The organism is Dechloromonas sp. ZY10 (genome assembly GCF_041378895.1).
In the GTDB taxonomy this organism is placed as follows: Bacteria; Pseudomonadota; Gammaproteobacteria; order Burkholderiales; family Rhodocyclaceae; genus Azonexus; species Azonexus aquae.
The window spans coordinates 3,486,509-3,502,181 of sequence record NZ_CP144212.1 but is presented as its reverse complement, the minus strand read 5'-3'; the positions used below and the strand labels follow the sequence as shown (position 1 = coordinate 3,502,181).

The 15,673-nt window shown below is 62.6% G+C and carries 20 protein-coding genes; 10 read left to right on the top strand and 10 right to left on the bottom strand.

The window, feature by feature from the left end:
- Genes VX159_RS16060 through gshA form a run of 5 tightly spaced genes read right to left on the bottom strand, consistent with a single transcriptional unit; the run spans nt 1 to nt 4,340 of the window.
- Nucleotides 1–834 carry an NAD-dependent deacetylase gene (locus VX159_RS16060; protein ID WP_371323880.1) on the bottom strand — a complete coding sequence of 278 codons (834 nt, stop codon included), beginning with the start codon at nt 832–834 and terminating at the stop codon, nt 1–3.
- Nucleotides 824–991 carry a hypothetical protein gene (locus VX159_RS16055; protein WP_371323879.1) on the bottom strand — a complete coding sequence of 56 codons (168 nt, stop codon included), beginning with the start codon at nt 989–991 and terminating at the stop codon, nt 824–826. Before VX159_RS16055 ends, VX159_RS16060 begins: the two co-directional genes overlap by 11 nt.
- The gene (locus VX159_RS16050) at nt 988–2,043 is read right to left on the bottom strand and encodes an FAD:protein FMN transferase (RefSeq protein WP_371323878.1); all 1,056 of its coding nucleotides are present in this window, start codon (nt 2,041–2,043) and stop codon (nt 988–990) included. Before VX159_RS16050 ends, VX159_RS16055 begins: the two co-directional genes overlap by 4 nt.
- Complete coding sequence (gshB, locus tag VX159_RS16045; RefSeq protein WP_371323877.1) at nt 2,028–3,047, bottom strand: glutathione synthase; 1,020 nt, start codon at nt 3,045–3,047, stop codon at nt 2,028–2,030. Before gshB ends, VX159_RS16050 begins: the two co-directional genes overlap by 16 nt.
- Before the next feature lie 6 nt (nt 3,048–3,053).
- Entirely contained in the window at nt 3,054–4,340 is a 1,287-nt protein-coding gene (gene gshA, locus VX159_RS16040; protein WP_371323876.1) for a glutamate--cysteine ligase, read from the bottom strand.
- A gap of 160 nt (nt 4,341–4,500) precedes the next feature.
- Between gshA and VX159_RS16035 the strand changes: the two genes are divergently transcribed.
- From VX159_RS16035 to VX159_RS16020, 4 genes are all read left to right on the top strand, one after another.
- Nucleotides 4,501–6,123 carry an ABC-F family ATPase gene (locus tag VX159_RS16035; RefSeq protein WP_371323875.1) on the top strand — a complete coding sequence of 541 codons (1,623 nt, stop codon included), beginning with the start codon at nt 4,501–4,503 and terminating at the stop codon, nt 6,121–6,123.
- Nucleotides 6,124–6,516: 393 nt separating this feature from the next.
- Nucleotides 6,517–7,023 carry a hypothetical protein gene (locus tag VX159_RS16030; protein ID WP_371323874.1) on the top strand — a complete coding sequence of 169 codons (507 nt, stop codon included), beginning with the start codon at nt 6,517–6,519 and terminating at the stop codon, nt 7,021–7,023.
- Between the two features lie 103 nt (nt 7,024–7,126).
- Nucleotides 7,127–7,744: a hypothetical protein gene (locus VX159_RS16025; protein WP_371323873.1), complete on the top strand. Its 618-nt coding sequence runs from the start codon at nt 7,127–7,129 to the stop codon at nt 7,742–7,744.
- Nucleotides 7,745–7,815: 71 nt separating this feature from the next.
- Nucleotides 7,816–8,202, top strand: a complete 387-nt coding sequence (locus VX159_RS16020) for a DUF2026 family protein (RefSeq protein ID WP_371323872.1) — start codon at nt 7,816–7,818, stop codon at nt 8,200–8,202.
- Between the two features lie 119 nt (nt 8,203–8,321).
- Here the strand turns inward: VX159_RS16020 and VX159_RS16015 are convergent, their stop codons facing one another.
- Nucleotides 8,322–9,407: an IS5 family transposase gene (locus tag VX159_RS16015; protein WP_371323871.1), complete on the bottom strand. Its 1,086-nt coding sequence runs from the start codon at nt 9,405–9,407 to the stop codon at nt 8,322–8,324.
- 82 nt (nt 9,408–9,489) lie between these two features.
- On the opposite strand from VX159_RS16015, the gene VX159_RS16010 reads away from it, so the two are divergent.
- Both VX159_RS16010 and VX159_RS16005 read left to right on the top strand, forming a co-directional pair.
- The gene (locus VX159_RS16010; protein WP_371323870.1) at nt 9,490–9,801 is read left to right on the top strand and encodes a DUF2026 family protein; all 312 of its coding nucleotides are present in this window, start codon (nt 9,490–9,492) and stop codon (nt 9,799–9,801) included.
- A 193-nt stretch (nt 9,802–9,994) separates the two neighbouring features.
- Complete coding sequence (locus tag VX159_RS16005) at nt 9,995–10,216, top strand: DUF3079 domain-containing protein (RefSeq protein ID WP_371323869.1); 222 nt, start codon at nt 9,995–9,997, stop codon at nt 10,214–10,216.
- Between the two features lie 18 nt (nt 10,217–10,234).
- Here VX159_RS16005 and VX159_RS16000 read toward each other — a convergent pair whose 3' ends face one another.
- Together VX159_RS16000 and VX159_RS15995 are read right to left on the bottom strand one after the other, a co-directional pair.
- Complete coding sequence (locus tag VX159_RS16000) at nt 10,235–10,576, bottom strand: GlpM family protein (protein WP_371323868.1); 342 nt, start codon at nt 10,574–10,576, stop codon at nt 10,235–10,237.
- Nucleotides 10,577–10,649: 73 nt separating this feature from the next.
- Nucleotides 10,650–11,471 carry a TSUP family transporter gene (locus VX159_RS15995; RefSeq protein ID WP_371323867.1) on the bottom strand — a complete coding sequence of 274 codons (822 nt, stop codon included), beginning with the start codon at nt 11,469–11,471 and terminating at the stop codon, nt 10,650–10,652.
- 104 nt (nt 11,472–11,575) lie between these two features.
- Between VX159_RS15995 and VX159_RS15990 the strand changes: the two genes are divergently transcribed.
- Entirely contained in the window at nt 11,576–12,487 is a 912-nt protein-coding gene (locus VX159_RS15990; RefSeq protein ID WP_371323866.1) for a LysR family transcriptional regulator, read from the top strand.
- Nucleotides 12,488–12,533: 46 nt separating this feature from the next.
- Here the strand turns inward: VX159_RS15990 and VX159_RS15985 are convergent, their stop codons facing one another.
- On the bottom strand, nt 12,534–12,725 hold the full coding sequence (locus tag VX159_RS15985) for a hypothetical protein (protein ID WP_371323865.1): 192 nt from the start codon (nt 12,723–12,725) through the stop codon (nt 12,534–12,536).
- A 216-nt stretch (nt 12,726–12,941) separates the two neighbouring features.
- On the opposite strand from VX159_RS15985, the gene VX159_RS15980 reads away from it, so the two are divergent.
- A complete protein-coding gene (locus VX159_RS15980) occupies nt 12,942–13,493 on the top strand; it encodes a hypothetical protein (RefSeq protein ID WP_371323864.1) in 552 nt (183 codons plus the stop codon).
- 54 nt (nt 13,494–13,547) lie between these two features.
- Here VX159_RS15980 and VX159_RS15975 read toward each other — a convergent pair whose 3' ends face one another.
- A complete protein-coding gene (locus VX159_RS15975) occupies nt 13,548–14,018 on the bottom strand; it encodes an SRPBCC family protein (protein ID WP_371323863.1) in 471 nt (156 codons plus the stop codon).
- Nucleotides 14,019–14,041: 23 nt separating this feature from the next.
- Between VX159_RS15975 and VX159_RS15970 the strand changes: the two genes are divergently transcribed.
- Nucleotides 14,042–14,749 (top strand): 16S rRNA pseudouridine(516) synthase, encoded by a 708-nt coding sequence (locus VX159_RS15970; RefSeq protein WP_371323862.1) that lies wholly within the window; start codon nt 14,042–14,044, stop codon nt 14,747–14,749.
- Nucleotides 14,746–15,663 (top strand): LysR substrate-binding domain-containing protein, encoded by a 918-nt coding sequence (locus tag VX159_RS15965; RefSeq protein WP_371323861.1) that lies wholly within the window; start codon nt 14,746–14,748, stop codon nt 15,661–15,663. The genes VX159_RS15970 and VX159_RS15965 overlap by 4 nt, the downstream gene beginning before the upstream one ends.
- Nucleotides 15,664–15,673: the final 10 nt, after the last annotated feature.

The window sequence follows — 15,673 nt, the reverse complement described above, 5'->3', positions numbered from 1 at the left end:
TCAGGCGAGCGCCGAATAGGCCGCAGCCAGCCTTCGAATCCCCGCCAGACCGCCCAGCGGCAGCGCAATGCTGCCGGGCGGGCTGTCGCTTTCGAGCGGATTGATCCGGATCAGGCGTTGGCCATACTGTTCGGAAAAGCGCCGGACGCTGGGAATCCGGCTGCCGGCGCCGATTTCGATCACCACCGGGCGGCGGACCTGTCCCAGCCAGTCGGCCAGGGCCTGTTGCTGGGCCGCGCTGCGCTGCTCCAGCCAGTGCCAGTCGTTGAACATCAGAATGTTCGGCCGCGCCAGCGCGCCGCACTGCGGACAATGCGGCGCTTCATTGCGCAGCCGGCAGGCCGCGTGATCGACCTCGGGTGCAAACCCGGCTGCCGACCAGATGCGTTCGCTGCACGGCCGGCTGCATTGCAGGTGGTGGATGCTGCCGTGGATTTCGCAAATGCGCTCGGCCGGGTAGCCAGCCTTCTGGAACTGACCGTCGACGTTGCTGGTGAACACGAAGGCGCCCTGCGGCAGTTGCGCCGCGATCTCGCGCAGCAGCGCAAAGCCGGCATGCGGCTCGGTGGTGCGGTAGAGCGCCAGGCGGTGGCCGTAAAAGCCCCAGGCCAGCTGTGGGTCGCGGGCGAAGGCGGCGGGGTTGGCGATTTCCTCGAAGGCGATGCGAGCCCGGCCGAGCGCTGGGTATACGCCCCAGAACCCGCCCGGGCCGCGAAAATCGGGCAGTCCCGAGTCGATCCCCATGCCGGCGCCGGCGTTGATCAGCAGCCCATCGGCCGCTGCCAGCCAGCCGGCGGCGCGGGTTAAGGCGGCGGTGAGCGGATCAGCGGCCAAGGCGCCAGCCGAGCAGGAGCAGCAGGGCGACTGCCAGGACGGCAAAGAGCACGCCCAGGCGTCGAGCCTGGCGAGCCTTCCAGCGTTCGTCGGCGAGCTCGGCGGCGACCAGCTGGCGCAGGCGCTGGAAAGTCTGGCTATGTTCGAGTGGGCTCATGGCACGACCTTGATCGACAAATCCCTGGTTTCGCCGACAAATTGCAGGCGTTGCTGCAATGCTTGCGTCAACTCGATGCCGTTGTCACGGTCGACGCGCAAAACCAGCGAAATTCCCAGCTTGTCGGCAAGTTCGTGCCAGCGCTCGGGGCCGGCGACGAAGATCGGCTTTGAAGTCGCGTCCGACAAGGTGCCGGCGCCGCGTCCGCCCTGGCCGGCAGGAATCACCACGGTCACCGCCTGGGTGTGTTCGACTGGCTGGCCGCTGCGCGGGTCGAGCAGGTGCGAGTAGCGTTTGCCGTCGAGTTCGAAAAAACGCTGGTAGTCGCCCGAGGTGCCAATCGCCTCGCCGTCGTGCAGTTCGAGCGTTGCCAGCGGCCCCGGCTGGCGTGGGTGCTGGATGCCGACCCGCCAGGGGCGGCCATCCTTGCTGCCGAGGGCGATGACATTGCCGCCGATGTTGATCAGCGCGTCCCTGATTCCCTGTTCGCGCAGGATCGCGGCGGCGCGGTCGAGGGCGACGCCTTTGAGGTAGCCGCCAAAGTCGAGCGCGAGCAGGCGCTTGCGGCTGCTCGCCGTGCCCTCGGGGCCGAGCTGGAGGTCGGCGATCCCCGGGCGTTCGCGTTGCCAGGCGGCGAGCGCGGCGGGATCGGGCAATTGCGCCTTGAACTCCTCGGACTGGAAGCCCCACAGCGCGATCAGCCGGCCGATACCGGGGTCGAACAGGCCTTCGCCCTGCGCCGTGAGTTGCTGCGCATCGCGGATCAGCGCCGCCATTTCGGGCGCGACCGGCCACGGTCGACCGGCGGCCAGCGCCGAATTCAGGTCGCTCAGCTGCGACGGCTGCCAGGCGTGATAGTTCTGGTGCAGGCGGTCGAATTCGCGCAGCACGGCAGCAATGGCGCTACGCGCCCGCTCGGGCTCGCTGCCGACGACGACGACTTCGACGCGGGTGCCGAAGACGTAGGCCTGCTGTTCCTGCAGGGGCGTCGGGCGGCAGGCGGTGAGCAACAGCGTGCCGAGCAGCAGCCCGGCACTCAATAAACGCCGCATAGATGCTCGATGGTGGTGATGAAGGCGCCGGCGGCGTCGAAGGCGGTTTGCTGCTTGATCTCGACCATGCAGGTCGGGCTGGTGACGTTGATTTCGGTGAGGTGGTTGCCGATCACGTCGAGCCCGACCAGCAGCAGCCCGCGCTTGGCCAGAATCGGGCCGAGGTGTTCGGCGATCCGCCGGTCGTTCGGCGACAGGTCCTGCGCCACGCCGACGCCGCCGACCGCGAGGTTGCCGCGCGTCTCGCCGGCCTTGGGAATGCGCGCCAGACAATACGGCACCGGCTTGCCGCCGATCAGCAGGATGCGCTTGTCGCCCTGCGCGATCTCGGGCAGGTAGCGTTGCGCCATGATCGTCCGGCGGCCCAGGCGGGTCATCGTTTCGAGGATCACGTTGCGGTTCGGGTCGTTCTTCTGGATGCGGAAAATCTGGCTGCCGCCCATTCCGTCGAGCGGTTTGACGATCACGTCGTGTTCTTCGTCGATGAAGTGCTGCAGCTGTGCGATGTCGCGGGCGACCAGGGTCGGTGGAATGAAGTCGGCGAACTCCATGATCGCCAGCTTTTCCGAGTGTTCGCGCAGCGCCCGTGGCCGGTTGAAGACGCGCACGCCTTCGGCCTCGGCGCGTTCCAGCAGCCAGGTGGCGGTCAGATATTCGGCGTCGAAGGGCGGGTCCTTGCGCATGATCACCACGTCGAAGGAGTTCAGCAGCAGCCAGTCGCGGCCGGTTTCGCGATACCAGTCATGGTCGTCGGGGCGCGGGTGCAAATGCATCGCCAGGCCGAAGACGCCGCCATTCTGGCCCGGCTCGGGGCAGCGCCAGCCGAGGGTGTGGGACTCGATGGCGAAGACCTCGTGACCATGTTTTTCGGTCGCGCGCATCATCGCGATGGTCGAATCCTTCCACGGCTTGAGGCTGTGCAGCGGGTCGATCACGAAGGCGAACTTGAGCGTCTGGCTGCGTCCGCCGAGCAGGTGTTTCTCGAAATGTAGCTGTTGTCCCATGCCCGCTCAGACTGCGTCCGGCGCTGTCCGTTCCAGTTCCAGCGCGGCGGCCAGGCAGGCCAGGCGGCCGACCACGCCGTAGGCGTAAAAACGGTTGGGCGGCGAATCGGGGTTGCCGCAGCGGTAGTCGGGCAGGTTGCAGCCGGTTTCAAAGGCCAGCGGCTCGAAATGCATGCCCGGCGCGTTGAGGTTTTCGTCCTTGCCGCGACCGGTGTGCACGCGGTAGAAACCGCCGACCACGTAGCGGTCGATCATGTACACCACCGGCTCGGCCACGCCCTCGTTGACCGTCTCGAAGGAATGCACGCCTTCCTGGATGATCACCTCGCTGACTTCCAGACCTTCCTTGACCACGCTCATCTTGTTGCGCTGCTTGCGGTTCAAGGCAATCACCTCGTCGGCGTCGCGCACCGTCATCACCCCCATGCCGTAGGTGCCGGCGTCGGCCTTGACCACCACGTAAGGCGTTTCGTCGATCCCGTATTCCTTGTACTTCTCGCGCACGATGTCGAGCACGGCGGCGACGTTGGCGGCCAGGCATTCCTCGCCCTGGCGCTCGTGGAAGTTGATGCTGCGGCAGACCGAGAAGGCCGGGTTGATCCGCCACGGGTCGATGCCGATTTCCTTGGCGAAGGCGTTGGCCACTTCGTCGTAGGCGGCAAAGTGGTTGGACTTGCGGCGCACCGCCCAGCCGGCATGTACCGGCGGCAGCACGAACTGTTCGTCCAGCCCCTGCAGGATGGCCGGGATGCCGGCCGACAAGTCGTTGTTGAGCAGGATCGCGCAGGGCTCGAAGCCGGCGACGCCGATCCGGTTGCCCTTGCGCACCAGCGGCTCCAGCAGCAAATTCTGCCCGTTGGGCAGGTCGACCGTGAGCGGCGCCTGCAGATCGGGGATCAGGCTGCCGATGCGCACGTTGAGGCCGGTCTGGGTCAGGATCGCAGCAATCTGCGCGACGTTTTGCAGGTAAAAGGCGTTGCGCGTGTGGTTTTCGGGAATCAGCAGCAGGCTGCGCGCTTCCGGGCAGAATTTTTCAATCGCGCTCATCGCCGCCTGCACGCACAGCGGCAGGAAGGCCGGGTTCAGGTTGTTGAAGCCGCCGGGGAAAAGATTGGTATCGACCGGCGCCAGCTTGAAGCCGGAGTTGCGCAGGTCGACCGACGAATAGAAGGGGGGCGTGTGTTCCTGCCATTGACCGCGCAACCAGTGCTCGATTTGCGGGCTGGCCGCGAGAAAACGGCGTTCGAGTTCGAGCAGGGGACCGCTCAGCGCGGTGGTGAGATGTGGAACCATGGGTCAGGCCTTGCCTTGCGGCGGAAAGAAGTCGGAAAGCATCTTACAGCGGGCTTTCTTAAATGGGGATGAATGCGCCAGCTTCAATGCCCACGGTCGACCGACGAAAGCAGGTAAAATTGCCGACTATTTTGCGTTTATTTCAGAGATCGGAAACACCGTGCTCGTCGCCGCCAACATTACCATGCAATTCGGGGTCAAGCCCCTCTTCGAGAACGTCAACGTCAAGTTCGGCGAAGGCTATCGCTACGGCCTGATCGGCGCCAACGGCGCCGGCAAATCCACCTTCATGAAGATCCTCTGCGGCGCGCTGGAGCCCTCGGCCGGCAACGTCTCCAAGGACGTGCATGAGCGCATGGCCTACCTCAAGCAGGACCAGTTTGCCTACGAAGACATGCGCGTGCTCGACGTGGTGATGATGGGCCACGAGGAACTGTGGGCGGCGATCCAGGAACGCGACGCGATCTACGCCAACCCGGAAGCGAGCGAAGACGACTACATGCGCGCCGCCGAACTCGAAGGCAAGGTTGGCGAATACGACGGCTACACCGCCGAAGCCCGCGCTGGCGAACTGCTGCTCGGCGTCGGCATCCCGACCGCGCAGCACAACGGCCCGATGAGCGAAGTCGCCCCCGGCTGGAAGCTGCGCGTGCTGCTCTGCCAGGCCCTGTTCGCCAACCCGGACATCCTGCTCCTCGACGAACCGACCAACAACCTCGACATCAACACCATCCGCTGGCTGGAAGACGTGCTCAACAACCGTGACTCGACGATGATCATCATCTCGCACGACCGTCACTTCCTGAACCAAGTCTGCACCCACATGGCCGACCTCGACTACGGCAAGATCACCACCTACGCTGGCAACTACGACGACTTCATGGAAGCCGCGCAGCAGGCCCGCGAACGCCAGTCGCAGGCCAACGCCAAGGCCAAGGAACGCATCGCCGAACTGCAGACCTTCGTCCGCCGCTTCTCGGCCAACGCCTCCAAGGCCAAGCAGGCGACCAGCCGCCTCAAGCTGATCGACAAGCTCAAGCCGGAAGACGTCAAACCCTCGTCGCGCCAGTACCCGTGGATCCGCTTCGAGCACGACGACAAGCAGAAACTGCACCGTCAGGCGGTCGAGATCGAAAACCTCTCCTTCGCCTACGAAGGCAGCGAGCGCAAGATCTTCAACAACCTGACCCTGACCATCAACGGCGGCGAACGCATCGCGGTGATCGGTGAAAACGGCGTCGGTAAAACCACCTTCCTCAAGCTCCTGATGGGCGAACTGCAGCCGCAGTTCGGCACCCTCAAGTGGGCCGAAAAAGCCAAGCTCGGCTACTACGCGCAGGACCACAGCGCCGAATTCGCCAACGGTGAAAGCCTCACCGACTGGATCATCGGCTACGCCCGCGCCTCGGTCGAAGAAGGCGGCGACCTCGAAACCCTGATCCGTGGCACCCTCGGCCGCCTGCTCTTCTCCGGCGACGAACAGAAAAAGCCGGTCAACGTGATTTCTGGCGGCGAACAGGGCCGCATGCTGTTCGGCAAGCTGATGCTGCAAAAGCCGAACGTGCTGGTGATGGACGAACCGACCAACCACCTGGACATGGAATCCATCGAAGCCCTCAACAGCGGCCTGGAAAAATTCCCCGGCACCCTGATCTTCGTCTCGCACGACCGCGAATTCGTCTCCTCCCTCGCCACCCGCGTGCTCGAAGTCAAGGGCGACGGCAGCATCGTCGACTACCTCGGCGGCTACGAAGACTACCTCGCCTCGCAAGGCGTCGAGTAAAACAGGTTTTTGCCCGTTTTCGGGCGTCGACCGTGGAAAGCAGCCGAAGGCCTTGGCCTTCGGCTTTTTTACGTCTGTGGTTTGGTGGGGCGGCGCTTGGGTGTGTGGCTGAAGGCTGCCTGAACCTGTGGCTTGTAGGCAGTCATTAGCAAGAAGCGGCCAGAAGCAGCCGCTGCTCAATGAGTCCGAAGACAGCCGTATAATTCCATTGGCACGTTTCGTGGCCAGCAGGGTTTGGCCGGGTATTTAGCGCTGTTCGTACGTACGGCGCAGTCACGAAGAACAAGATGGCAAGGGGGATTACAGGCATGCACAGCACTAATATGGATATCAAGCAGGCGACAGACCCTGCAAGATTGAAGTCCATTTCACGTTATGCAAAGACAAGCCACCATGGTGTCTGAACTCACAATTCTGAAACTGCAAGTTGTCGCTGCCATCTTCATGGGCTACGACTACTTCATTTCGAGCAAAATTAAGGATCGACTCGATGAATGGGCGAAAAATCGAATTCACGACATTCAAATCCAATCCAACGACGCAATAAAGGCACAAGTACAGGTTCTCAAACACAACTTGCGTACCTACGTCATTGCGTTTGCAGTAATGGTAGCGGGCGCCATCTCCCTTCGTTTCGTCGCTGTTTTCGAACAAGATCAAAGAACAGTTCTGATTGCGATAGCGTTCGGCCTAATGTCTGTTGTACTAATGCTAGGCGCGTTCAAAACTGTTCTTGATCGCCTCGTTATTGAGGGGCTTGCACCAATGGTAATTCCGCTTGGGGCGCGGGCACTTGCGGCCTACCTCCTCTTCACATCAAAAGGGGTAATCGCGGGCATCGGAATGATATTTCTATTAGCATCATTCTGGGCTCGCTATGCAAATGCAACCGGGTCATAACAAGTCCGTCAACCAGACGCCCCAAAAGCTACGCTTTTGGAGTTCCCCCCGCGCTGAGCGCTCCGCCGGTTGCATCCAACGTTATGCCCCATAGGCGCAGGCTATGACTACTTCTCCTCAGATCGCAATCGTTCACGTCGACTCAATTCCAGAAGAGCTCTTCTCCGAATTTGTGCGAACAATTTCTACCGAACGCTTGAAGCTCGATATTAAGTCACGCGAGGATGGGGGAATTTACGCCGGGCTGGAGTGGCTAATACCTACCGCGGTCTTCATCTACATCGGAAAGTCATACTTCGATGGCTTCTTGAAAGAGATGGGGAAAGATCACTACAACTTACTGAAGGCAGGGTTCCAGTCACTTCGAGAGAAACTCCTGGGGCCAGCCGCCCCGCAAATAGCTGTGGTATCGAGTGCAGGGAAAACGACGCCGAACCAGCCATACTCGCTTGTCTATTCCATCATGGCAGAGGGTAATGGCAGTTTGCGTTTCAAGCTCCTCATTCAGCGTGAAGTTTCTGAGTGCGAGTACGACGAAATGCTTTGCGCATTTATTGGGTTTCTTGAGGCATATCACTCGCACGCCGCAGAAGCCGAATTTGCCGCGAATTTGGAGGCACCAAGAGCGTCAGGCGGCATCGTTCTTTTGGCATTCAATTTGGAAACGAAGGTTCTCGAAGTCATCGACCCAATTCCGCAGAGGCTGAGAAATGATGTGTAACCCTGCGGTCCACCCGGCGTTGCGCGATAAAGCCGTGCAGCGCCGCTGACCTCCACGTTAGTCCAACAACTATGTCGCATACGTCTAAGCGGACCCGACCGCCACTTACCCTTCCCGAGTATGAGCGACTGTTTCGCACCATTCACGCTGTTGTGGCAAACGAAGAAGGAGACCCTTCCAAGGCCTGCCTATTCTTCGGTATTGCTGGAGCCTATCTCTTAAGCCACCATCATCGTTTGAAATCTGCTCGCCCTATTGTTGGTTTCGCGGGTTACAACCTATGTACTCCAACAAATCTTTCAGTTTTTTTGGGAGGCATCGAAAAAAGTGTGTGTATTTCTGACGAGGATCACTTCCACTGTTGGATTGAGATTGACGGTTGGATTGTTGACCTCACAGCACCTCTCTTTAACAGGATGCTCAAAAACGCCGCGATGCCTTCGGCTATTCGTTGCTGACGATGTTCAAACTTCTCCGACATTCCCTTTGTGGCACGTCGAAACCGGGTTTCAGGCGGTTTCTTTGCCTCTTTGGGGTTTGCTGCCCGCCTTTCGGCGATCAGCAGGCAGACTTCGCCCTATGTCGCAGACAATCGCCAGCCGAACAGCGTTGCCATCCGGGTCAGGTTGTAACAAGCGAAAGTGAAGACGGTTTGAGCCTTCACTTTCGCCAAGCCAATCAAACGGGTTTTGCGCAGACCTCCGATGGTCTTGCTCCACCCAAAAATCTCTTCCACCAACTTCCGCTTCTTCAGGCTGACCGCATAGCCCGCATGCCGGGTTGTGCGGCCATCAATCGCCGAGCCAGATTGCTTTGCCGCCACATGCGGGGTCACCTTCATCTCGCGCAGTGATTGCACGAAGTCGGCGGTGTCGTAGCCTTTGTCCGCCCCCAGCGTACTGCCCGCCTTCATCGTCCGGGCCGTCATCCTCAGCGCTGCTTCGCGTTCTGCCTTGCCGGTCGCTTGGGTCGCTTCAACATCCACCACCAGACCGTTACGGTTCTCCATCAGGGCGTGCCCCATGTAGCACAGGCGAGATTTGTCGCCCGCACTCTTCTTGAAGAGTCGAGCCTGATCATCGGTGGTGGAGGCGTGCGTCTCATTGCTACGCTTCTCGCCCTTGAAGTCCACCGTCGGGTTCTTGCCACCACCTTCGGGTGGCTTCCCCGAACCATCCTTGGACACAAAGCTCTTCATCGAGGCCCAGGCTTCAATCAGCGTCCCATCCACGGTGAAATGCTCATGCGAGGTCAGTCGCTTCCACTGTGCCAGGGCAACGACCTTGCCAAAGAACTCACGCATGATGTCCTCGGTAAAGAGCCGATCCCGGTTCTCGGTAAAGGTGGTCGCCGCCCAGATGCCTTCATCCATCGACAGGCCAACAAACCACCGGTACAACAGGTTGTACTCAATGTGCTGGACCAGTTGCCGTTCCGAGCGGATGGAGAACAACACCTGAATCAAGCTCGCACGCAGCAGTCGTTCCGCCGGAATGCCCGGGCGTCCCGTGTGCGAGTACAACTTGGCAAACGTGCCATTCATCGAAGCGAGAATGCCATCGACTAGCACGCGCAGTTTGCGCAACGGATGCCCTGCCGGGATCCGCTCCTCCAGACTCCGATAGCTAAACATCGCATGCTGTGTCGTATCCGCCGTCCTCATCTGCTTCAATCTCGTCCTGACAACCCGCCAATTATCTCATCAGCATCGGTTAGTCAGGGTTTTTGAGCATCCTGTTAATGAAATGGTTACTTTTGAACGCGCGGGAAAAATAGTCCCTCGTCTGATGTTTCAGAAGCCGGCTGAGGCACGAGCCATCCATCCCGATGGTCTGAATAATGCAGGTGCTTTCATCCACGTTCCCAATCCTGAACTTACAGTCTCACTTATGGCAAATTTTGGTCAAAAAAAGGCGCACGCAGACCTCGTAAGTATTTGCACACAGTGGTATGTACCGCCCCCAAAGAAGATGGCCCCCTTCGTGGGCATCGGAGATCAGGCTGGGAGAATCAAGCAGGTTGGATTGTCGAAACTGGTCTTGGAGGGAGCGTGGTAACTACACAAATAGTTCATTGGCGCGCGGCTAACAATTCCGTCGACAGCCCATCACGTCGAGCATCAGCTTTTGATCACGGTCACAGACCGTTCAGGGCGCTTCCCACCGTCCAGACTGATCTCGTTTCAGCCTACTTCAGCCCGCTTGCGTAAGGTCAAGGCCAACTTAATCCGGCCCGGTTAAGCTGCCGCACATGGCCAAGAAATTTCCCCTCCACCCGAAGCACCCCGAGCGCATTTGCTGGGGTTGCGACCGTTATTGCGCCAAGGATGCGTTGATGTGCGGCAATGGGTCGGGGCGGACCCAGCATCCGGCCGAGATGCTGGGCGACGATTGGTATCAATGGGGCGACTGGGGGATCGAGCCGGGCGAGCACGATCCGTCGGCAGCGGTGCCTGCGCCGACCGCCAGGTAAGCGGCGCTGGCCGTCGGCTCAGGCCGCTTGCAAGCGGCTCCAGGCCCAGAGCAGGAGGGCGGCGGCGAGCAGCCAGACGGCGGTGGCGGCGAGCAGGGTGTGCAGCAGGCGGCAGCGTTCGGCCAGCCAGACCACGGTGCCCAGGTAGGCGGCGTAGGGGAGTAGCGCAAACAGGCCGAACAGCGCGGTGCTGCGCAGCGCGGCTTGGCCTTGTTCCTGCGCGACGAGGGCGTGGGCGATCAGCGCGAAGGTCGGGAACAGCGGCACCAGACCGGCGATGTAGAAGCTGCGGCTTTTGGCCAGCAGCGCGATGATCAGCACGGCGACTGCGCCGAGCAGGGATTTGGCGAAGAGCAGCATGAGCGGAAGCCGGGGAGCGGGGGCGCGACGATAGCAGTTCCCGTCCGCCGGGGGAACGCTCTGGCTGGTGGGGCTAGAGCGGCAGATGGCGCCAGATCAGCAGGCTGCCGGCGAGCAGCAGGAGCAGATTGAGCAACTGGCGCAGGCGTTGGCGATTGAGCCCGGCGTCGATGCGGGCGGCCAGCCAGTGCCCGAGCAGCAGGCTGGGCGAGAGCAGCAGCGCGGTCAGCAGCAAGGCCCGGTCGAGACTGCCGGCGACGACGCAGAGCGCGATGCGCCAGGCCGTCGAGAGCGCGATCAGCACCGCCTGGGTGGCACGAAAGGCCTGCCGGTCGGCAAGCTGGCGTTCCAGATAGCTGGCGTACATGAAGCCGCCGCTGCCGAACAGTCCGCCCAGCAGGCCGCCGCAGAGCGCCGGCCAGATCGCCCGTTGAGCCGGTGCTGCGCCGGGGGCAGTGGCTTCGGGCTGGGCGGCGAGCAGCCCGCGCCAGCCCTGAACGACGACAAAACTGCCCAGCAAGCCGGCCATCAGCGGCGCCGGCAGCTGCACCAGCAGCATGATGCCGAGCGTCTGCCCGGCGAGCATCCCCGGCAGCAGGCGCCGCAATTCGGCGGTGGCGATGTTCCGGCGGGCGCGCCAAGCCCGGCTGGCGGCGCCGGCAAAATCGAGCAGGGCAAGCAAGGGAATGACCTGCGCAACTGGCAGCACGCTGGCCAGAGGCGGGCTGGCAATCAGTGCGGTGCCAAAGCCGAGCAGCGCAAACAGCGTGTAGGCCAGGGTCAGGGCCAGACCGGCCCAAGCCAGCGTCGGCAGGTCGAGGGCGAGCGGCAGTGGCGGCAGGGGCGCCAGTTCTGCGAGCGAGGTAAAGCTGGGGAAGACGGGGAGAAGGGACATGGCGGGCTCCGGTAGGGCGTTGTGCCGATCAGGTGCGCCGATTGTGTCGCCAGGCTATCCATCAATAAAATATCAAATAATGCTTGTTGGTATTCTTTAAAGTTATGTCTAGCTTGCGCCAGATTCGCTATTTCCTGACCGTTGCCGAGTTCGGCAGCTTTACCGCAGCGGCGGCGGCCCTGTTTGTCGCGCAGCCGGCGCTCAGCCGCCAGATTGCCTTGCTGGAGGAGGAACTCGGTTTTCCGCTGTTCGAGCGGCTACCGCGCGGCGTGCGCCTGACGCCGGCCGGCGAACGTTATCGCGTGCGGATGCAGAACTGTCTGCGCGAGCTTGACGAGGCGGCCGAAGAGGGGCGCGATCTGGCGCACGGGCAGGGCGGTGTGCTGCGCCTGCTGCATTCGAGCTCGACGCCGGTGCCGGTCTTCCTGCCCTGGCTGCGGCAGTTGCTGGCGCAAGTGCCGCGGTTGCGGGTCGATCTCGACCGCTTGTCGTCGGAGTTGCAAATCGCCGAGATCGCGGCTGGCAAGGCCGACCTCGGCCTGGTGCGCCTGCCGCTGCTGCGTCGCGACCCGGCGGTGCGGCTGCTGCCGCTGCCGCCCGAGCCATTGCAGGTGCTGCTGCCGGCAGGGCATCCGCTGGCTGAGCGGACCGCTTTGCATCTGGCCGAGCTGGCGCCTTATCCCTTTGTTTCGGCGGTGCACCGCGAACGCGGGGGGCTGGCTCGCCGTGTGGCCGATCTGTGCCTGGAACGCGGCTTTGTCCCGCTGTTGGCGCCGGTCCTGTCGCGCAAGACGGCGATGCTCGATCTGGTGGCGGCCGGCTTCGGCATCGCCGTGGTTCCTGCCGGACTGGCCGCACAGGCGGGGCCGGGAACGACCTGCCGGCCGCTGCTCGACGCCGATGCCCAGGCCGAGTGGGCGGTGGCGGTGCCGCTGCAAGCGGGGCCGCTGGCGCAGCGTTTGCTCGCCTGCTTGCCGACGCTGGTGGCCGACGCGGTCGACCCACCTGGGCAATAAAAAAGCCGAAGGCAGAGGCCTTCGGCTTGGTGCTTGGCGGCGGCGATCAGCCGGCGGCCAAGGGGCTCAGGCTGCGCGCCGGAACGATGTAGCGCTTGGTTTGCCCGCCCTGCGTTCGTTCGACCTCCCACATCGGTTGGCCCTTGAGCATGGCTACCTGTTGCATGGCGGTGACCACTTCACCCAGTTTGACGCAAAGATAGTTTGCGCCGCGCTCGATCAACATCGTCGACTTCATTAGCAAGCCTCCTTCAGGTTGGAACGTAGGACAAAACGAACAGGGCAATCCTACGCCGCCGGCTGCTCTTTGTGGAGTGGAAACGCGCTTCGGAAAATACTGATTTTTCGCGGTGAAATTCTGTGTTTTTCAGTCCCGCTGGGTAACCTGGGTTACAGACGGCAGATGGGGTAAAGGGGAAAATCAGCGTTTTCTGATTTTCTTTGTGAGGCAAGCATGTCGAAGAAACTTTTTGCCGCTGCGCTGCTGGCGGGCCTGTCTGTTGTTGCCACGCCGGTTCTGGCCGAGGGGCTCAAGTTCCTGCCCATCCTAGAGTCCGGCTACAAGGCCGAGCCGACCCTGGCCGTCAGCGCCGGGGTGATGCAGGCCAGTGCCGGCCGCGATCAGTCGATGGCGGTTTATGGCCTGGAGTTGAGCATGAATTGCGGCCTGGTGCAGACCGCCGACAACCGGATTCGCACCCATCTGGCGCTCAACCGTGTCGATCAGTCCGGGCTCAAGGCGACCGCGCTGGAGTTGTCGCCGCGCTATACCGTGCCGCTGGGCGGGGGCTTCTCCTTCGGCGCGGGTCCGGCGCTGGCCTGGGTCAAGGCCGATGCCGAGCGCGGCGACAAGGATTTGTTCGGCTACGGCGCCGCTGCTGGCGTTGCATATCGCAGCGGCCATTATTTTTCGGGGATCGACCTGCGCTACCTGAACACCGACCGGCGCGAGGCGGTGGGGCTGGAAAACTGGACGCTGGCGGTCAAGCTCGGCGTCAATTTCTAAGCTGGTTCAGGCCGGGCCTGGCGCCCGGCAGCGAGGGCAGCGGCGGGGCCGCGCTTACTGCAGGCTGCCCTGCGCCGCCAGCGTCCGGATGATGCTGACGCAATCGAGGTCGGACTGCTGATACGCCGATTTCACGTAGTCGATGTAGGCCCGGTCTTCCGAATTCGGGTTGGCGGCGAAACCGGTGGCGTAGGCAAAGCGCAGGAACAGCGCGCCGGCTTCCGGTTCCTCGATGCTGATGGTCAGGCTGCCGCCGGCGTGCTGGGCGTTGGCTTCGATCTCGAAGCGGACCCACTGCTCATGAGCCATCGTCACCCGGTCGCGGATGATCGCGGCGCCGAAGTCGAGGTCGCGCAGCAGGTAATCGGCGTGGCGCTCAATCACGGTGCAGCGTTCCAATCCGGGGAGGAAGGGGGTGGCGTCTTCGACGCGGTGCAGCAATCCGGCCCAGATTTGGGCGCGGGTCAGGGTTTCGGTCAGTGGGTTGTTCAGATCGTTGATCTGGATAAGGTGCTCGAAGTTCATCCCGGAATGGTAGCATCCTGCCCATGCAACTCGAACGACTCCTGCAAAAACACGGCTTCGGCACCCGCAAAGGCTGCCGCTCTTTAATCTGCCAGGAACGCGTCGGCGTCAATGGGGCGATCTGCGACGATCCCTTTGCCGATGTCGATACCGACGGCCTGATCTTCACGGTCGACGGCGTCGAATGGCCATTTTGCGAGCATGCCTCGCTGCTGCTGCACAAGCCGGGCGGTTACGAATGCTCGCGCAAGCCGCAGCACCATCCTTCGGTGCTCGAACTGCTGCCCTTGCCCTTGCGCGAACGCGGCGTGCAGCCGGTCGGCCGGCTCGACGAGGACACCACCGGACTGTTGCTGATCACCGATGACGGTCAGCTCAATCATGTGCTGACTTCGGCCAAGCGCAAGGTGCCCAAGGTTTATCTGGCGACCACCAAGCATCCGCTCGACGCCGCCCAGATCGAACAACTGCTGGCGGGCGTCGAGTTGCACGACGATCCCGAGCCGGTGGCGGCTGCGGGGGCCGAGATCGTCGAGCCGCAGTTGCTGCGGCTGACGATTACCGAGGGCAAGTACCACCAGGTCAAGCGGATGGTCGCGGCGGTCGGTAACCGGGTCGAGGCCCTGCACCGCGAGCGGATCGGCGAGCTGACCCTGCCGGCCGACCTCAAGCCCGGCGAGTGGCGCTGGTTATCCACGGTCGACCTGGAAAAACTCGGATATTCACGATGACCCTGACCGAAATGCGCTATGTCGTGGCGCTCGCCCGCGAGCGCCATTTCGGACGGGCCGCCGAGGCCTGTCATGTCAGCCAGCCGACCTTGTCGGTGGCGCTGAAAAAGGTCGAGGGGCAACTCGGCGCGCCCCTGTTCGAACGCGCGGCCAGCGAGGTGCGGATCACGCCGCTGGGCGAACGGATCGTCGCCCAGGCCCGGCGGGTGCTCGACGAAGCCGTGCGTCTGGAAGAAATCGCCAGCAGCGTTGGCGATCCGCTGACCGGGCCGCTGCGCGTCGGGGTGATTTACACCATTGCCCCGTATCTGCTGCCGCAATTGATTCCGGCACTGCACCGCGAGGCGCCGAAAATGCCGCTCTTCCTCAAGGAAGATTTCACCGGCAACCTGATTCCGGCGCTCAAGGCCGGCGATCTCGATGTGATCGTGATCGCCTTGCCCTTTGCCGAGCCGGGACTGGTGGCCCAGCCGGTGTATCGCGAGCCCTTCCGGGTGGTGGTTCCGAGCAGCCATTCCTGGGCCGTGCGCGAAATGGTCGACAGCCGCGAACTGGACGGCGAGAACCTGTTGCTGCTCGGTCAGGGCAACTGCTTCCGCGATCAGGTGCTCGAATCCTGCCCCCGTCTTTCCGGCGAAAATGCACTGCAACACGCGATCGAAGGCAGTTCGTTGGAAACCATCCGTCACATGGTCGCCAGTGGCGCCGGGGTGGCGGTGATGCCGAGTACGGCCGCCGATCCGCTGGAGGGCCGCGAATCCTTGGTCAAGGTGCTGCCGTTTGCCGCCGCCGAGCCGCCGCAGCGGACCGTGGGGCTGGTCTGGCGGGTCAGCTTTCCGCGTCCGCAGGCCATCGATGCCTTGCGCGCTGCGGTGCTTTCCTGCCAGTTGCCGGGCGCGCTGGCGGTTCGCTAGGCGCGGCGCC